Origin of the sequence: Undibacterium sp. CCC3.4 (genome assembly GCF_034347425.1) — a bacterium.
Classification (GTDB): Bacteria; Pseudomonadota; Gammaproteobacteria; order Burkholderiales; family Burkholderiaceae_D; genus Undibacterium.
This window is the reverse complement of record NZ_CP133779.1, coordinates 4,287,197-4,305,969: the sequence shown is the minus strand read 5'-3', so window position 1 is coordinate 4,305,969 and position 18,773 is coordinate 4,287,197. Positions and strand designations below refer to the sequence as shown.

Annotated in this window: 13 protein-coding genes; 12 read left to right on the top strand and 1 reads right to left on the bottom strand. The window is 54.6% G+C overall.

Annotation, left to right across the window (positions count from 1 at the left end; translation table 11 throughout):
• Positions 1-105 precede the first annotated feature (105 nt).
• Genes RHM61_RS19040 through RHM61_RS19010 form a run of 7 tightly spaced genes read left to right on the top strand, consistent with a single transcriptional unit; the run spans position 106 to position 4,889 of the window.
• Positions 106-408 carry an urease subunit gamma gene (locus RHM61_RS19040; protein WP_322248881.1) on the top strand — a complete coding sequence of 101 codons (303 nt, stop codon included), beginning with the start codon at positions 106-108 and terminating at the stop codon, positions 406-408.
• Between the two features lie 8 nt (positions 409-416).
• Entirely contained in the window at positions 417-722 is a 306-nt protein-coding gene (locus RHM61_RS19035; RefSeq protein WP_322248880.1) for an urease subunit beta, read from the top strand.
• Positions 719-2,416 carry an urease subunit alpha gene (ureC, locus tag RHM61_RS19030; RefSeq protein WP_322248879.1) on the top strand — a complete coding sequence of 566 codons (1,698 nt, stop codon included), beginning with the start codon at positions 719-721 and terminating at the stop codon, positions 2,414-2,416. Before RHM61_RS19035 ends, ureC begins: the two co-directional genes overlap by 4 nt.
• Before the next feature lie 10 nt (positions 2,417-2,426).
• A complete protein-coding gene (gene ureE, locus RHM61_RS19025) occupies positions 2,427-2,933 on the top strand; it encodes an urease accessory protein UreE (protein ID WP_322248878.1) in 507 nt (168 codons plus the stop codon).
• A 3-nt stretch (positions 2,934-2,936) separates the two neighbouring features.
• On the top strand, positions 2,937-3,617 hold the full coding sequence (locus RHM61_RS19020) for an urease accessory protein UreF (protein WP_322248877.1): 681 nt from the start codon (positions 2,937-2,939) through the stop codon (positions 3,615-3,617).
• Positions 3,618-3,649: 32 nt separating this feature from the next.
• Positions 3,650-4,285 (top strand): urease accessory protein UreG, encoded by a 636-nt coding sequence (gene ureG, locus RHM61_RS19015; RefSeq protein ID WP_322251137.1) that lies wholly within the window; start codon positions 3,650-3,652, stop codon positions 4,283-4,285.
• 10 nt (positions 4,286-4,295) lie between these two features.
• Positions 4,296-4,889, top strand: coding sequence for a HupE/UreJ family protein (locus tag RHM61_RS19010; protein ID WP_322248876.1), 594 nt, complete (start codon positions 4,296-4,298; stop codon positions 4,887-4,889).
• On the opposite strand, the gene RHM61_RS19005 is transcribed toward RHM61_RS19010, so the two are convergent.
• Positions 4,871-5,620 carry a hypothetical protein gene (locus RHM61_RS19005; RefSeq protein ID WP_322248875.1) on the bottom strand — a complete coding sequence of 250 codons (750 nt, stop codon included), beginning with the start codon at positions 5,618-5,620 and terminating at the stop codon, positions 4,871-4,873. The two genes, RHM61_RS19010 and RHM61_RS19005, sit on opposite strands and share 19 nt — an antisense overlap.
• A 1,331-nt stretch (positions 5,621-6,951) precedes the next feature.
• Here RHM61_RS19005 and RHM61_RS19000 point away from each other — a divergent pair.
• The 5 genes from RHM61_RS19000 (at position 6,952) to RHM61_RS18980 (ending at position 18,744) form a co-directional block, all read left to right on the top strand.
• Positions 6,952-8,490, top strand: a complete 1,539-nt coding sequence (locus RHM61_RS19000; protein WP_322248874.1) for an efflux transporter outer membrane subunit — start codon at positions 6,952-6,954, stop codon at positions 8,488-8,490.
• 66 nt (positions 8,491-8,556) lie between these two features.
• Positions 8,557-9,684 carry an efflux RND transporter periplasmic adaptor subunit gene (locus RHM61_RS18995; protein ID WP_322248873.1) on the top strand — a complete coding sequence of 376 codons (1,128 nt, stop codon included), beginning with the start codon at positions 8,557-8,559 and terminating at the stop codon, positions 9,682-9,684.
• 11 nt (positions 9,685-9,695) lie between these two features.
• Positions 9,696-12,749 (top strand): efflux RND transporter permease subunit, encoded by a 3,054-nt coding sequence (locus RHM61_RS18990; protein ID WP_322248872.1) that lies wholly within the window; start codon positions 9,696-9,698, stop codon positions 12,747-12,749.
• A 321-nt stretch (positions 12,750-13,070) separates the two neighbouring features.
• Positions 13,071-15,308 carry a S1 family peptidase gene (locus RHM61_RS18985; protein ID WP_322248871.1) on the top strand — a complete coding sequence of 746 codons (2,238 nt, stop codon included), beginning with the start codon at positions 13,071-13,073 and terminating at the stop codon, positions 15,306-15,308.
• Between the two features lie 166 nt (positions 15,309-15,474).
• The gene (locus RHM61_RS18980) at positions 15,475-18,744 is read left to right on the top strand and encodes an amidohydrolase family protein (protein ID WP_322248870.1); all 3,270 of its coding nucleotides are present in this window, start codon (positions 15,475-15,477) and stop codon (positions 18,742-18,744) included.
• Positions 18,745-18,773: the final 29 nt, after the last annotated feature.

The window sequence follows — 18,773 nt, the reverse complement described above, 5'->3', positions numbered from 1 at the left end:
ATATTGTCCCCAGGGATAGCTGAAAGCTGGTTTGATTATTGCTGTATCCACAGTATTGAGTCGCTACTTGCACGATTGTCGGCGCTGGCCGTAACAGGAGAAATAATGGATCTAAGTCCGAGAGAAAAAGACAAATTACTGATTTTTACCGCAGCCTTGCTGGCCGAGCGGCGGCAGGCACGCGGTCTCAAACTCAATTACCCGGAAAGTATCGCCTTGATTACGGCCGCGATCATGGAAGGTGCGCGTGACGGCCGGAGTGTGGCCGAATTGATGTTTCAGGGTACACAGATACTGCGGCGCTGCGATGTCATGGAGGGCGTGCCGGAAATGATTCCCGATATACAGGTCGAAGCGACCTTCCCGGACGGCACCAAGTTGGTGACCGTGCACCACCCGATTCCTTAGGATGACCGATGATACCAGGTGAAATGTTGATCGCCGCCGGCGACATCGAACTTAATGTTGGCCGTGCCACCCTCACGCTGCAAGTGGCTAACAGCGGCGACCGACCAATACAAGTCGGTTCGCATTTCCATTTTTTTGAGACTAATCCGGCCTTGCTGTTTGAGCGTCAACTGGCCTATGGCATGCGGCTTAATATTGCTGCCGGCACGGCCGTGCGTTTCGAGCCGGGGCAGCAGCGAACAGTGGAGTTGGTGGCCTTGGCCGGCTTGCGCCGGGTGTTCGGTTTTAACGGCCAAGTGATGGGGGACTTATGAAAATTTCACGTTCGGCCTATGCCGAAATGTATGGTCCGACGACGGGCGACCGGATACGTCTGGCCGATACCGATTTGTTCATCGAAATCGAAAAAGATTTTGCGATCTACGGCGAAGAGGTGAAATTCGGCGGTGGTAAAGTGATACGCGACGGCATGGGGCAGTCGCAGTTGGCGCATGCCGCGGTGATGGATACCGTCATCACCAATGCCGTCATTCTCGATCACTGGGGCATCGTCAAGGCTGACATCGGTCTCAAGAATGGCCTCATCGCTTGCATCGGCAAGGCCGGTAACCCTGATATTCAACCGGGGGTGGACATGGCCATAGGCGGCGCGACGGAAATCATCGCCGGTGAAGGCATGATTGTCACCGCCGGCGGCATCGATTCGCATATTCATTTCATTTGTCCGCAGCAGATCGAAGAAGCGCTGATGAGTGGCGTGACGACGATGCTCGGCGGTGGTACCGGGCCGGCGGTCGGCACGGCCGCCACCACCTGTACACCGGGGCCTTGGCATTTGCATGCGATGATCATGGCGGCCGATGCCTTCCCTATGAATTTGGGGTTTCTTGGTAAGGGTAATATCAGCTTGCCGCTGCCGCTGGAAGAGCAGATCCGCGCCGGCGCAATCGGCTTGAAATTGCATGAAGATTGGGGCAGTACGCCGCAGGCCATCGACACCTGTTTGTCGGTGGCCGAGCGCATGGATGTGCAAGTGGCGCTGCACAGCGACACGCTCAATGAGGGCGGTTTTCTTGAGCATACCTTGGCCGCCTTTAAAGATCGTACCATCCACACTTTCCATACCGAAGGGGCTGGCGGTGGTCATGCGCCTGACATCATTGCCGCAGTTGGGGAAGCGAATGTACTGCCTTCGTCGACCAACCCGACCCGGCCGTACACCATCAATACGCTCGATGAACATCTCGACATGCTGATGGTATGCCATCACCTTGATCCGGCGATTGCCGAAGATATTGCCTTTGCCGAGTCGCGCATCCGTCGTGAAACCATCGCCGCCGAAGATATTTTGCATGATCTCGGTGCGATTTCAATGATGTCTTCGGATTCGCAAGCCATGGGGAGGGTCGGTGAAGTCATCATGCGGACTTGGCAAACCGCGCACAAAATGAAGCAGCAACGCGGCGCATTGCCTGAAGATGGGCGTGATAATGATAATTTCCGCGCCCGCCGTTACATCGCCAAATACACGATCAATCCGGCCATCACGCATGGTATTTCGCATGTGGTTGGCTCGCTTGAAGTAGGAAAAATCGCCGACATCGTGTTGTGGAAGCCGGCATTTTTCGGTGTCAAACCATCGATGATACTCAAGGGCGGCATGATTGCGGCGGCTCAGATGGGTGACCCGAATGCCTCGATTCCGACCCCGCAGCCGGTCCATTATCGGATGATGTTCGGTGCCTTCGGTGGCGGCTTGAAAAAATCCTTCACCTTCGTCTCGCAAGCCGCCATGGATGCCGGACTGGCGGAACAACTGAAACTGAATAAAACCCTGATCGCAGTAAAGAATATGCGTCATCTGCGCAAATCTGACATGATACATAATGGCCTCATGCCGAAGATGGAGGTCGATCCGGAAACCTATGAAGTGCGGGCCGATGGGGAATTATTAGTGTGTCAGCCGGCGCATGTGCTGCCGATGGCGCAACGTTATTTTTTATTTTGATGCGACAACTATGCTGACCTTACATAATAAAATTGCGCACAGCGGCGCGGTCGACGGCCAATTGCTGTTGCCTTACGAATTGCGCGAGAAATCGCGCCTGCGCGCGCGCCTGACTAATGGTGAAGAGGTGGCGGTATTCACTGTGCGTGGCACGGTGATGCGTGATGGTGATCGTATGCTGGCCAACGATGGCCGTGTGATCGAAGTACTGGCCGCTGCGGAGCCTACTTATCGCGTCAAGTGTGCCAGCGCTTTCGATCTGCTGCGCTGCGCCTTCCATCTCGGTAATCGGCATACCCAAGCCCAGCTTGCCGATGGCTTTCTGCGCATACGGCAAGACGCAGTATTGCGTGATATGTTGCAGGGGCTCGGTGCCGAAGTCATTGAAGAGTTGGCCAGCTTTGAGCCGGAAGCCGGTGCCTATGGTGGCGGCCACAGCCATGGCGACGAGCGCCATCATGCGCTGGCACCGATTCCTGTGCGCCAACGGATACATCGACCATCGGATCGCGAGTAGTCCATGCAGGCATCGGCTTTACTGCATTTGTTGCAACTGGCGAGTCCGGCTCTGCCGATCGGCGCTTACAGTTATTCGCAAGGATTGGAAACGGCGATTGCGCAGGGTTTGGTGCACCACGAAGCGAGCGCGAAAAGCTGGATAGTGGCGAATTTACAGCAAGTGGTCGCGCGCTTCGAAGCGCCGATTTTATGGCGTTTGTTGCAGGCGTTTGCAGCGCGCGATGGCCTCGCCGTGCGGCACTGGACCGAGATTTTCATCGCCGCACGTGACAGCGCCGAATTTCGCGCCGAAACCATACAGATGGGTTATTCGCTGGGTAAGCTGATTGCCGATCTCGAGATCGCTGATGCGAGCTTGCTGGCGCTGTTGCAGGAACAAAAAGAATTGCCGTTGCCGACCGCACTGGCCGCCGCCGCCGTAGCGCTGGCCGTGCCGGCTGAGGCGGTGCTGCTTGGGATGCTGTTTTCTTGGGCGGAAAATCAGTCGCTGGTGTGTGTGAAATCGATACCGCTGGGACAGGTCGCCGGCCAGCGACTGCTCTTGTCGCTACGAGAAGAATTGGCAGCCGCAGCGGCGACGGCACAACAACTCGAGGATCATCAATTATCGAATTGGGCACCGGGCTTGTCACTGCTATCGATGCAGCATGAAGTCCAGTTCAGCCGCATGTACCGTTCGTGAAGTGAAAAAATTTAAAATATGAAAGATTTATGATGGCAAATTCCAGTAATCCCCTGCGTGTCGGCATCGGTGGTCCGGTTGGTTCCGGTAAAACCGCGCTGTGCGAAATGCTGTGTCGGCATATGCGTGACGACTATGATATGGCCGTCATCACCAACGATATCTATACTAAAGAAGATATGGATATTTTACTGCGCGCCCAAGCCTTGCCGGCCGAACGCTTGATGGGGGTAGAGACCGGCGGCTGTCCGCACACGGCGATACGCGAAGATGCCTCGATCAATTTGGAAGCGATCGCACGCATGAGCGCCGATTTTCCTGATCTCGATTTGATCTTGCTGGAATCGGGCGGCGATAATCTGGCTGCCACCTTCAGCCCGGAATTATCGGACTTGACGCTGTACGTGATCGACGTCGCCGGCGGCGAAAAAATTCCGCGCAAAGGGGGGCCCGGTATCACCCGCTCCGATCTGCTGATCATTAATAAAATCGATTTGGCACCGTATGTCGGTGCCAATCTTGACATCATGGCGCAGGATGCCAAGCGCATGCGTGGTGAGCGCCCCTTTGTGTTTACCAATCTGCGCAGCGGCCAAGGTTTGGAAGCGGTGGTTGCCTTCATTCGCGAGCAAGGCATGCTCGATGTCCTTACTGAACCTACTATTTAAGGGAAACACCATGCAACAAGTAAACTATATCTCGGTCGCGCGCACGACAGCGCTGTTGATTCTGGTACTGGCGGCTGGGCCGGCGGCGGCGCACGTCAGTATTGAACATAGTGTCAGCGGTTTTTGGGCTGGTGTGCTGCATCCGTGGCAAGGGCTCGATCATTTGTTGGCGATGTTAGCCGTCGGTATCTGGGCTGCCCATCATCGACGTCCAGCCTTGTACTTGTTGCCGCTGGCTTTTCCCGTGATGATGGCGGCCGGCGCACTGTTGGCCATGAATGGTATCGTTTTACCCGGCATCGAAGCCGGTATTGTGGCTTCGCTGATCGTGCTTGGTTTGCTGATCGCGTTTGCGATACGCATGCCGGTGGCCGGCAGCGTCGCACTGATCAGCCTGTTCGCGCTCGCGCATGGCTATGCGCATGGCGCGGAAATGCCGGCCAGTGCCAGTGCCGCCGCCTTTGGTGCTGGCTTTTTGCTCTCGACGGCGACCCTGCATGTATCGGGCTTAGCAGCGGCACTGGCGGCACGCCGCTGGACCTTGCTCAGCCGAGTAGCTGGCGCGGCCATCGCGGCGACCGGTGCTTATTTAGTGCTGGCCTGAGACTGGACGCTGTCGAGCTGGTCGGCGATGCCGATTAACCAAGCCAGATCGTCGCCGTTGCGGCGATTTGGCTTGCTCAAGTCTTCCCAGACTGACAGCGTCAGATATTTTTCATCGCTAGCCCAAGTCAGTTCCGAGATCGCCCGACCGTCGGCTGTTTTTTTGACGATGAAACGCGCCGGCCAAGGGCCGACTTTGGCATTCATCATTTCCTTCACCGTCACTACACCGCCGCCCGACGCCACGTAATCCCATTCGTCAAGCATGATGAGTAAGCCGTCGGCGCGGCTGAAGACACGAATCACGCTGGTCCATGGGCCGTCTCTGGTCGGCCCGTCGGGCAGTAAACCGTGGTAGCGAAAGCGACTGAGCTCGCTGCCATCAAGGGTGGCGAGGCGTAGCTTGATGCGGCCTTGGAGATTTCTTTCGTCTTGCAGGCGGGCGTGATAATTGGAACGCTGCAGATATTCTTCATCGCTGATCAGCATGCCATTGACCATGCTCTGGCGTTCATCGTTTGCTAAGGCGCGTACCGTCGGCGGTAAGTCAGCTAAGGGAATATTTTTCCGTTTGCCGATTTCAAGTTGAGGTATCGGCGAGGTGCTGCTTATGCTGAGCTCGGTGGCGCTGGCCGGGCCGTTTAACAGCACCGCTATCAATGCAATCTGACATGCCGGGCTGCTTCTCGCATGGCAACGGCGGTCGCGAAGTTTTATCAATATTGTCGACATTGATGAGGCTCCCCATTGGCTTAAGTTGCAGTCAGTTGCCGTGCTCTCTCCTATCATGGAAAAAAGCCCAGAGTCGCTTTTCCAATGAGACCCAATGACCGTCCCATAGAAAAATTCTGAACCTATATGTCCGGCATAGGATCGCCATGTATGTTCCCAAGCATTTTGGGCTGGGTTTGTTGCGACGGAATTGATCGTGTGTAAAAGAACTCCTGCTCGATAATGCGTCGATGCTGTCCATAGCGTAAATTTTTTGAAGCTCCAATCTACGGAAATACTTTCCTGTGCTCCGACCGCAGCGCAAGATCGACTTACTATGCCTGATGCGTTTTTGCTTATTAAGCATCCTCAGTGTAGGTAAGGATTCGTAGATTTTCATTGGGATAAGTATTGAATTTCCCGAAAAGAAATATGATTTGCTCTAAAAAAAATCATACAATTTTTCGTACTAAGCTTTGATCGATGTCGCGTGTCTCGCTTATCAGATGTGCGCGTAAAACCTCGGCGTTCAGAGGCTGTCGCAACAGCCTGATGGACGCTTTTTTACACCTGAAACACCGCATACCTCGTCAGTCCCGCACGCTTTTGGCTGGAACCCAGTATCGTTTTTGCACTGAAAACACGATAATTTCTGGCATTTTTAGTTAAGCACGAACGCCGCCAGGTTCTCGCCAAAAGCGCGCTGATCATTACCCACAAGTTAGGTCGATTGCGCATCCACCCATTCGCCCAATTCGTCATTGCCGCGTATGCGCCTTTTATATCTGTGCTGCTCAGGCGCAGCAGAACGTGTTCATTTCACAGAAAAAAAGTGCCCTTGATCGACGCTCCTACCCTGACGGCAGCGACGTGCCACTCGATTCCTGCGAGCTTTTGGCAGGAATCCCGCGGCATGCGGTATTTTCGGTATGGAAAAAACGTTCGCCATGTTATTGCAGTTCCCTAATTTTTCTGTAGGAATTTTCTGAAGTTTTTCTCCAGCAAGTTTTGCCAATGCATTCTGTGGTATTTCATCATATCGCTTTCTTCACCGACTGAACTTTGACAAAAACATATGTCATTGTGCTTGCCTGACTACGCAAAACTAAGGCACACTATTTATAATGGGGTTGATCTGAATCAATCGTATTGCATAGAGATTTTGCTCTGGAGTGCGCCGCTGCTCGCATTGAAAGGTAAAAACTTTCCGTCACGGAAGTATTTACCTGATTTGCTTGTCAGCGTCTGGCAAAATCGGGTAGGATATTGATGACTTTTAGGTCAGTAATAATTTCGATCTTGTTTTTATTGTATTTTTTTGACGATCAGTACGCGTATTCCCGGAGGGTGGAGTGAAAAACAACAGCTTGGGTCAACAATTTTCCCAACAATCTTTAAGCCGTGGCGCGCGCACCGTGTGTTCGCTCAGCGTGCTCGGCGTTTTGCTCAGCGCCTGTGTGGTCGGCCCTAATTTTAAAACGCCGCTAGCCCCGCTCAATGCTGATCAGGCCGCCTATGGTGCGCCGCTAGCTGGCACTGTGGCCGCGCCCGGTGCGGCCGGTGTGGCGCAAACCTTGGTCAGCGGTCAGGATATCCCTTCGGCATGGTGGCAGGTGTTCCACTCACCGGCGCTCGATAGCTTGATTCGTACTGCCTTGGAAAAAAGCCCGAATCTGGCAGCCGCCCAAGCCGCTTTGCGCCAAGCGCAAGAAAATTATACGGCACAGGCCGGCTCGGTACTTTATCCGGCCGTGTCGGGCAGCCTCGGTGCCAATCGCCAGCAGCAGGCGGCGGTGGCAACCAGTGGTGTGCATGTGCCGGCCTATGATCTCTACAATGCTTCGGTGAGCGTATCGTATGCGGTCGATTTGTTCGGTGGCAATCAGCGCGGTCTCGAAGCCTTGCGCGCCGGCGTTGATTATCAGCGCTTCCAGGTTGAAGCGGCGTATCTGAGTTTGACCGCTAATCTGGTGACCAGTGCGATTCGCGAAGCGTCATTGCGGGCCCAATTGCAAGCGACCGAGCAAATCATTGCCTCCCAAAACAGTCAGCTGGAGGTCTTGGAAAAGCAGTTCAAGATCGGTGCGATTGCCAAAGCCAGTTTGCTGGCGCAACGTAATTTGCTGGCGCAAACCCGCGCCGGTGTACCGGCTTTACAGAAAAGTTTGGAGCAAACGCGGAATCAACTGGCTGTCTACGCCGGTAAATTGCCGGGTGAAGCAGACTTGCCGCATTTTGAACTCGAGTCGTTACAATTGCCGGCGACCTTGCCTTTGACTGTGCCCTCGACTTTGCTGCGCCAACGCCCAGACATCCGGGCCTCAGAAAGTTTGCTGCAGCAGGCCAGCGCTCAGGTAGGTGTGGCAACGGCGGCGCAGTACCCGCAACTGAATTTGACGGCCAATTACGGTTACAGCGGTACCGACAGTGGCAAACTGTTTTCGAGTAACGGTAATTTGTGGAGCATCGGGGCCGGTTTGACCGCGCCTCTGTTTAATGGTGGAGCCTTGTCGGCTAAACGCCGCGCCGCCGAAGCCGCTTACGATCAGGTCGCAGCCCAGTACCGAAATACGGTGTTGATGGCATTTCAAAATGTCGCCGACAGTCTGCGCGCGCTCGACTACGATGCGCAAACACTCAAGCAGCAGGCCGAAGTCGAAGCCTTGGCCAAAGAAACCTTAGATTTGACCACTAAGCAGTATCAATTGGGCAGTGTCAGCTCGCTCGCGCTGCTCGATGCCAAGCGCAGTTATCAAAGTGCGCGTATCGCCTTGGTGCAGGCGCAAGCCAGTCGCTATGCCGATACGGCCGCGCTGTTTCAGGCGCTCGGCGGCGGTTGGTGGAATCGCAGCGAGCTCGCTGACATTTCGCGTACGGCAGCGTCGCAGTGAGCGGCAGCAGATTTTCGGTATGCCATTTTAATTTGAATCGTATTTGAATCGTAAGGGGAAGTATTCATGACCAAGCGTATGCTCATCATGTTAGGTTGCATAGTCCTGTTGATCGCCGGACTGGCATTCGGCAAATATTTACAAATCAAGCAATTGATTGCGAGTGCACCGAAAGCCGGCGCACAAACCATCAGTGCGGCCAAGGCTGAAGCGCTGGAATGGCAACCGCAATTGAGTTCGGTTGGCACGGTGAGTGCTTTCCGCGGTGTCGACATCGGTTCGGAAATTACCGGTCTGGTACGTCAAGTGCATTTCAAATCGGGACAAAACGTCAAGCGTGGCGCGGTGCTGATAGAACTCAATGCCGATGCCGATATCGCGCAATTGCATGCGCTCGAAGCCAGTGCTGAATTGTCGGCCACGGTATTGAAGCGTGATCAGGCACAGTTGGCGGTGGAAGGCGTGAGTCAGGCCCAGGTCGACGCCGATATGGCCGATCTGAAAAGCAAGCGTGCCTTAGTAGCGCAGCAGGCCGCACTGGTCGAGAAAAAAACCATACGTGCTCCGTTCGACGGTCGTCTTGGCATCAGCACGGTTAATCCCGGTCAGTATGTCAATACCGGTGACAAGCTGGTCAGCTTGCAAACCGTCGATCCGATTTTTGTTGATTTCTTTCTGCCGCAAAAACAAATTTCTTCGGTCAAGCTCGGCCAAAATTTGAAACTGCGCAGCGATGCTTTTCCGGGGCAGGAATTTGTCGGACAGATCAGCGCGATCAATCCGAAAATCGATACCGCCACGCGTAACGTGCAAATACAAGCCAGTTTGAGCAATCAAAAACAGTTGCTGTTGCCAGGTATGTTCGCCAATGTCGCCATTGATGTCGGCGATAAGAATAAATACATCACTTTGCCGCAAACCGCGATTACCTATAATCCTTACGGTTCGACCGTGTTCGTGGTCAAAGACGGTGACAAGAAAGACGAGCAAGGTCAGCTCGTGAAAGTTGCGCAGCAAGTCTTCGTGACGACCGGTGCCACACGCGGCGATCAGGTGGCGGTCTTGAAAGGCATCGAAGTCGGGCAAATGGTGGTCACCAGCGGGCAGTTGAAATTGAAAAACGGCACGCCTGTCATCGTGGATAATTCCGTTCAGCCGAAAAACAGCCCGAATCCTACTCCGCAAGAACACTAAGAGGGGCTACGATGAAATTTACCGATATTTTTATCCGGCGTCCGGTGCTGGCGATCGTGGTCAGTCTGCTCATCGTTGTGCTCGGTTTGCGCTCCTTGTTCAGTCTGCCTATCAATCAATACCCGCGCACGCAAAATGCGGTGGTGACGATTTCAACCACGTACTTTGGCGCCGATGCGCAAACCGTGGCCGGTTTCATTACTCAACCGCTGGAATCAGCCATCGCCCAGGCGCAGGGTATCGATTACTTGTCGTCATCGAGCAGCAGTGGGGTGTCGACCATTACCGCCACCTTGCGTCTGAATTATGATGCCAACCGCGCCCTGACCGAAATCAGCACGCAGGTCAATTCCGTTAAAAACCAATTGCCGGCGCAAGCGCAGCAACCGGTGTTGACGGTGCAGACCGGGCAGACTACCGATGCCATGTATATGGGTTTTTACAGTGATACGCTGCCGACCAATAATGTCACGGATTTTCTGATCCGCGTAGTCAAGCCTAAGCTGGATTCGATTAATGGCGTGCAAACGGCTGAATTGCTCGGTGCCCGTCAGTTTGCTTTGCGCGCTTGGCTTGATGCCAGCAAGATGGCGGCCTTCGGCGTCACGGCGGCCGATGTCAGCACCGCACTGGCGGCGAATAATTATCTCGCCGCGCTCGGTGCCTCGAAAGGCCAAATGGTTACCGTGCCGCTGACGGCTGGCACCGATTTACATTCGGTGGAAGAGTTCAAGCAGTTAGCGGTCAAGCAGGGCAATGGCGCCATCGTGCGTCTTGAAGACGTGGCTACCGTCACGCTGGGATCGGAAAACTACGATTTCAACGTCGCTTTCAGTGGCGTGCGTTCGGTGTTCATCGGTATCAAGGTCGCGCCGGAGGCGAATATCCTGGATGTCGCCAAGCGCGTGCGCACGGCTTTCCCCGGTGTGCAGTCACAATTGCCGGCTGGGTTGACCGGTCAGATCGTCTACGATTCCACTGAGTTCATCAATACTTCGATCGATGAAGTGGTCAAGACTTTGCTCGAAGCCTTGCTCATTGTGACGGTGGTGATTTATCTGTTCCTGGGCAGTTTCCGCGCCGTGATGGTGCCGGTGATTGCCATGCCTTTGTCCTTGATCGGTACTTTCTTCGTCATGCTGATGTTCGGCTATTCGATCAATTTACTGACTTTGCTCGCGCTCGTGCTGGCGATCGGCTTGGTGGTCGATGATGCCATTATTGTGGTGGAAAACGTCGATCGCCACATGAAAGAAGGTAAGTCGACTCTGGAATCTTCCTTGTTGGCCGCACGCGAACTGGGCGGGCCGATTCTGGCCATGACCGTGGTGTTGATTGCCGTGTATGTGCCGATCGGTTTTCAAGGCGGCTTGACCGGGGCCTTGTTTACTGAATTTGCTTTCACCTTGGCCGGTGCGGTAGCGGTGTCGGGTGTGGTTGCATTGACGCTCTCGCCGATGATGTGTTCGCGCTTTTTCAAGGCCGAACAAAGCGAAGGTCGCTTCGTGAAATTCATCGATCATCAGTTTGAGCGGGTACGCGCTGGCTATTTACGTCTGCTGCACAGCTTGCTCAATACTTGGCAAGTCTTGATTGTCATGAGCGTATTGCTGATTTTATGCTTGGGTTTGATGTTCAAGATGTCGCAATCAGAACTGGCACCGGAAGAAGATCAGGGCATCGTGCTGTCGCAAGTGGTCGGTGCGCCGACGGCGACCTCGGATCAGATGCAAACCTATGCCGATCAAGTGTATCAGGTCGCGCATTCCATGCCTGAATACAAGCAGATGTTTCAGATTACCGGTGTACCTACTACCAATGCCGGTATCGGTGGTGTGTTGCTGAAAGACTGGGCTGATCGCAATCGCAGCGCTAAAGAAATCCAAAAGGATCTGCAAGCGAAATGGAATCAGATCGCCGGTGCGCGCGTGGCGGCGTTCCAGTTCCCCGCCTTGCCGGGCTCATCCGGTTTGCCGGTGCAATTCTTGATCACCACGACTGAGCCGTTTGAGAATCTCAATGCCATTGCTCAGCAGGTAATGGATAAGGCACGCGCATCGGGCAAGTTTTATTTTATGGACGTTGATCTCAAGCTCGATAAGCCGCAAGCGACGCTGGAAGTTGATCGCGATAAAATCACCGCGCTCGGCATGACGCAGCAAGATGTCGGGCAGGCGCTCGGTGCCGCGCTCGGTGGTGGTTATGTCAATTACTTCTCGATCGCCGGTCGCTCGTATAAAGTGATACCGCAAGTACAGCAAACTGACCGGCTCAATCCCGATAATTTGCTCGATTTTTACCTGCGCACACCAAGCGGTGCGATGATTCCAGCCAGCACGGTGGCACATATCACCCATAGCGTGGTGCCGGAAGCGATCAATCGTTTTCAGCAGCTTAATTCTGCGACTATTTCTGGCGTCGCCGGGGTGTCGCAGGATGAAGCGCTCAGCTACTTGAGTGGGCTGGTCAAGGAAATTGCACCGAGTGGGTATACGGTCGATTACTCCGGTCAGTCGCGTCAATTCAGAAATGAATCGGGCGGTTTCGTGGTGACCATGATTTTTGCGGTCATTATCGTGTTCTTGGCCTTGGCGGCGCAATTTGAAAGTTTCCGCGATCCGGTCATCATTTTGGTGTCGGTACCGCTGGCTTTGTTCGGGGCCATGATCTTTATTTTCTGGGGCTATTCTTCGGTCAATATTTATACTCAGGTAGGTTTGGTGACCCTGATGGGGCTCATCAGTAAGCATGGGATACTGATCGTCGAATTCGCCAATCAGTTGCGCAAAAAAGGTTTGAGCAAACGCGCGGCGATTGAAGAAGCAGCCGGTGAGCGTCTGCGACCGATTCTGATGACGACTGCCGCGATGGTATTCGGTGTCTTGCCCTTGGTGATCGCCTCCGGTGCCGGCGCTGCCGGGCGGCATGCGATGGGCCTGGTAATTTTTACCGGTCTCTCTATCGGCACCTTGTTCACCCTGTTCGTGGTACCGGCGATGTATGTCTTCATTTCTGGTAAACACGAAGTCGAAGCGACAACGGAAACGGCAGACGTGATCGTTTGAGTAGTTGTAATTCAGAAAAAACCACCTGCAGCCGCTGCAGGTGGTTTTTTTTTCGGTGCAACAAACTAGTTGCTTTGATGTAAATGTCGCATCGCTATGCCAAGCTGTTTGTTGCGCTTATTTATTTGTTGTCAATATCTAAAAATAGTCGTTTTTTGAATTCAATAATAAGGACTAAGTAGCACAATTCATAAAGTTTCGGTCGGGGGGTGAACTCGCTTGTCCAAGCGATTATTCCTCGAGCTGCGCTAATCTGGCAGGCTATTCTGCTTTTTAGCTAAGCTCAATCGGGGTGTGATCGACAGACTCCTAGGCACTCATATGAAAAACATCGTTCTGTATGCTAGCTTAATCGTGCAGGTATTTTTGGGGGGGACGGCGACGGCAGCGTCGCCCGTTGCCCGGGTACTGAACGGACGTCCGGTGCAAATTGAATCCGTGCCATTTTTGGTGTCGACGACAAAAATTGCCAACTTCGGTAACGGGCAACTTGGAGAAAGCACCTGCACCGGTTCTATCATTGCTGAGCGCTGGATACTTTCGGCCGGCCATTGCGATCGCTTATCTCCGTCCGGCAGCATTACCGTCTATTCAGGTTCAAGCGTGCGTCAACTCGACGGCACCGGCGGCATCAAGGTCAAGGCTGTGCATGTGTATCCGGTGTATCAAGCGCAGTATTCCGATTTTGTGTTGTATGAATTGGCGCAGCCGCTGAGTTTTTCGGCGCGTACTGCACCGATTGCGGTTTCGCGCGATGTCTCTGAGTTGAAAATGAAACAGGCGATCGATATGATGGGCTGGGCCAAAGGGGCCGGGGAGCCTGGTCTTGCCGGGCAACCGGGCGGTGAAATCGGCGAGAATGGTCGGCTCGAACAAATGACCTCGTCATTGTCGGCGTTTGTCAAACTTAGCCAAGATTCGGTGGCGCGGGCGTTTCGCACGAGCGGTTACGGCATGGATGCGGGTAAGCCGGTCAATGCGGGTGGGCAAGATAGTGATAGTGGTGCGCCGGCGGTGGTCGGCAGTTTTGCTGGTGGTTATCGTCAGGTCGGCGTGTATACGGCGAGCGTAGCGCCTAATCTGCCGCTGAACATGCTGTTCGGCGAGGTTGCCTCGGTACGCGATTGGATACGCAGCATCACCGGCTTGGAGCCGGAGCACATTGATGGTCCTGATATTGCCGATCGCAACAGTGTCTATCAGCTGGATCTGGGCCGCAGCGGCTTGCGTGGCTATCATCAAGCCTCGGTCTTGTTGCTCAAGGAAAGCGCTGGGCAGACGACGGTACTGCATGGCGACTTGCCGTTTACCGAGAACGCTGGAAAAATACAAATCCGATTTGATTCGACGGCCGCGACGACGGTATTGCAGGCGCTGGAAAATGGTAATCAGCTGCATCTGGTAGTGAAGTTGTACTATGGTGGCAGCTACTACAATGCGCTCAGTCGCCCGATTATTGTCAATAGAGATCTCGGTGCTTGTCCGGGTCAGTCGGCCCGAGCCGGCGTGCCTTGCCGCATTTTGTATTTGGCCGACAGTCGTACCGAGCCGGCTAGCATTCGCTTCGGTTCGGGTATGACTGAGGTATTTCTCGCCCAACGTGCCAGTTTCGGTATGGACGTAGCGACGGTCAATCCGGGTGATTTGAACCTCCATCATCATTTGTCAGGCAAATCGATCGCCGACGCAAGCAGCGCCTTGATCAGCTTATCCGACAGCCGCGCCGATTTGCTGGCGGCGCTGAATCACTCATCGTTTACCGACCGGCAGCCGGTGAATATTTATGAGATCGCGCCAGCATTGGCTTTTAATGTGAAGAAAGCGCTGACCAGATTTCCTGATCATGCGGCAATCAACGCCAATTTTACCGCCGCAGGACTTTTTTCGGTAATCAAAAATCCTTACTTAGTGGTCAATAGCATAAAAAATCGCGAAATTGTGCGCGTCACGCGTTGGGTTTACCAGAATGGGCACTATCAGGAAGCCGCGGGTGGTTTTGATAATCCGAATTTTTCCCAACAAGCGCAAAATATGGAGAGCGTGTACACCGCCGGGCCGGTCAACTTCCACCATCAAGAATATCTCGGTGCCGGCGCCGACATGATACCGATAGGATTTTGTCTGCGCGATCGCCGTGGCTGGAATGGGATTGAGCAAACCGGTGCGGGCCTTGCTTGTAATGCGCCGCGCAGCGCCCGACGTTCTTGGTATGGACCCTATTCCGCCAGTTGCTATTTTGGTGGCGTGCTGGGCGGCACAGCCAGTTGCAATTTTTACGACGGCAGCAGCGGGGTCGCGCGCTTTTCCGGTGACTATGGCTTGGTGCTTGGCTGGGGCGCGGCAGTTGATGACGCGGTGTATTTCGCCCGCCCGCTCAGTTCCTTGATTGCCGAGTATCCACGCGGGCTGCATTTTCAGACCGTCGCTGCAGGGATTTATTTTCGCCTGACGATTTCCGGCATGGACGGCGTCATACAGAACGGCGGTTTTAATCTGCTCGGTGCCGGTGGCATTATTTCCGGCGGCGGCGGCTTGGATGGCGGATTTTCTGCATTTTGAAGCGGGCCTGGAACGGTTAATTTTACCTTTACCTTGCTGGGCATGGGCCGCCTGATTGGGAAGGGGAGGCCAAGGTGCTTGGCATTGCATGGACTTTAAGGTTTGAGGGAGGTACATGTTAATATATTAGTTGATTAATATATTAATAGAAATGAAGGGAGCGCAGATGTATTGGGTAAGCTTATTGAGCGGCTTGGTCGTCCTCATGTTGTCCGGGCCGGTCGCCGCCGATGCGCCTGCGGCACCGAAGGCTGAGAGTAAATGGGATGTCAATCATCCTCCCGGTGTGGCAAACACCGTGACGCTCGATACCCGCAGCGGTACGTGGATGAGTGTGGATGTCAGCCCCGATGGTCAGCAGTTGGTGTTTGATTTGCTCGGTGACTTGTATTTGTTGCCGATCGCCGGCGGTCAAGCGCGGCCGCTGACGCACAGCATCGCTTGGGAAATGCAGGCGCGCTTTTCACCCGATGGCAAACAAATCGCGTACATGTCCGATGCCGGTGGCGGCGATAATATCTGGGTCATGCAGGCCGACGGCAGCGCCGCGCATGCAGTGAGCAAGGAAGATTTTCGCTTGCTCAACAATCCTGTCTGGCATCCGGATGGCCAGTACATTGCCGCGCGCAAGCATTTTTCTGGCACCCGTTCGCTCGGCTCCGGTGAGATCTGGATGTATCATCGAAGCGGTGGCAGCGGCGTACAGTTGAATGAAAAACCGAACTGGCAAAAAGATTTGGGCGAGCCGGCTTTTTCTCCGGATGGTCGCTACCTGTATTACTCACAAGACACTACCAGCGGTACGGCATTCGAATACAACAAAGATTCGAATCGGCAGATTTATCAAATTTTCCGGCGCGATCTGCGCGATGGCAAGCAGATCGCACTCGTCAGCGGTGCCGGTGGTGCCGTGCGTCCTGTACCGTCGCCCGATGGCCGTTACCTGGCCTTCGTGCGGCGCTTGCGCAACCAGTCGACCTTGTTTTTGAAAGATCTCGATACCGGCATTGAAACGGCGGCTTGGCCGGAACTCGAGCGTGACATGCAGGAATCATGGGCCATACACGGTGTCTACCCGGCATTTGCTTGGATGCCTGGGAGTAAAGAAATCGTCATCTGGGCTAAGGGGAAAATCTGGCGGGTCGATCCGTTTGCGCAAAAAGCGCAAGAAATTCCTTTTCATGTCAGTGATACGCGCGAAGTGCGCGCGGCGCTGCGGTTCGAGCATGAGGTCGCGCCCGAGCATTTTTCCGTGCACCAGCTGCGTTCGGTGAATGTCGCCGGGGATGGTAAGGCGGTGGTGTATTCGGCACTTGGACATCTGTACTTACGCACGCTGCCGCAAGGAACAGCACGCCGCTTGACCCAGCAAAATGATCACTTTGAATTTTTCCCCAGCTTTTCTCGCGATGGAAAACGGGTGGTCTATACCACCTGGGACGATGAAAAAACCGGTTCCGTGCGTATGTTCGATATCGCCAGCGGCAAGGAAACGGTACTCACGACCAAACTGGGTAAATATACCGAGCCGCGTTTTTCAGCCGATGGCCGTCAAGTTGTCTTTGTTAAAACCAAGGGCGGCTACCTGACCACGCCTTGGTATGGCATGGATGCCGGGGTCTATCTGCTTGCGCTCGACGGCCGCAGCGTCCCGCGTTTACTCACCGAAGAAGGCAGTGCGCCGCAGTTCGGTCGCGATGGAACGGCGGTCTACGTCACGCGCACGCAAAGCAGTGGCGAAGTCGATTGGAGTACTGCGCTGGTGCGGGTGAACTTGGATGGAAAGGCCGAGGAAACCGTGGCCAAGAGCGAATTCGCCGGCGAATTCTCTCTCTCACCGGACGGTAATTGGCTGGCTTTCGGTGAACGTTACCATGCCTATGTCACGCCGTTGCCGCTGGCTGGCAAAGCGGTGAGTATCGGTGAGAAAAGTGATGCCTTGCCGGTGACGCGCCTCGATGTCAACGGTGCGCAGTATTTACACTGGTCTGGGGACAGTCGCCGTATCCATTTTGCGCTCGGCGATGAATTATTTAGCCGCGATTTGAAAGACGTGTTCGCCTTTGTTCCGGGTGCCGCCGCGGCCTTACCCAAAACGCCCGAGCATGGCCTGCCTATCGGCTTCACGGTGGCGGCCGATAAGCCGTCGGGTGTGACGGTCATTTCCGGTGCGCGCATTGTCACCATGCGTGGTGATGAAGTGATTGAACATGGTCGCATCGTGGTGCGCGATAATCGGCTTGTCGCCGTCGGTACCATGGCCGATGTGGCAATACCGGCCGGTGCGCTGGAAATCGATGCCAACGGCAAGACCATTGTGCCCGGTATCGTCGACGTGCACTGGCATGGCAGCATGGGGGAGGGCGGCATCATCGCGCAGCAAAGTTGGATCGACTATGCCTCGCTGGCTTTTGGTATTACCACCTTGCACGACCCGTCCAACGATACCAATGAAATTTTCAGTCACAGCGAAATGCAAAAAGCCGGCTTATTGGTGGCGCCGCGTATTTTTTCGACCGGGACGATTTTGTACGGTGCCAAGGCCAATTTCAGCGCGGTCGTCAATCATTTCGACGATGCGCTGACCCACCTCAAACGTTTACAGGCCGCCGGTGCGATTTCGGTCAAAAGTTATAACCAACCACGCCGCGACCAACGTCAGCAAATTCTTGAAGCAGCACGTCAGACCGAAATGATGGTGGTGCCGGAGGGCGGTTCTTTGTTTGAGCATAATATGACCATGGTGATTGATGGTCATACCGGTGTCGAGCACGCTTTGCCGGTCGAGAAAGTGTATGACGATGTGCGCCAGTTATGGTCGCAGACCAAGGTCGGCTATACCCCGACACTCGGTGTGGCTTACGGCGGTCTCGATGGCGAACACTATTGGTATGCCCATACAGATGTGTGGCAGCATCCGCTACTGAGTAAATATGTGCCGCGTACCGTGCTGGAACCGCGCAGTGTACGGCGTGAAATCGCCCCCGAGGAAGATTACAATGTGTTCCGTGCCGCTGCGGTGGCGGCCGATTTGCAGCGTGCCGGCGTGGCGGTGAACCTTGGTGCGCACGGTCAGCGCGAAGGTTTGGCGGCACACTGGGAATTGTGGACCTTGGTTCGCGGCGGTATGACACCGCTGCAGGCTTGGCGTAGCGCCACCCTCAACGGTGCCCGCTATCTTGGTCTTGATCACGATATCGGCTCACTCGAGGTGGGTAAGTTGGCTGACTTGATCGTCATTGATGGCGATGTGCTGGCCGATATACGCCAGTCGGACCGGGTCACGCAGGTGATGCTCAATGGGCGGCTGTATGACACGGCGACGATGAATCCGCGCGGTCATGGCGGTAAACCGCGCAAGCCCTTCTTTTTTGAGGGCCAGAGCGGCATCGGTATGCCGGTCGAGGCGACTGGATCGTCACACGGCGGCGATTAGCTATGTGAGCGAAACGATACAGAGGCGGC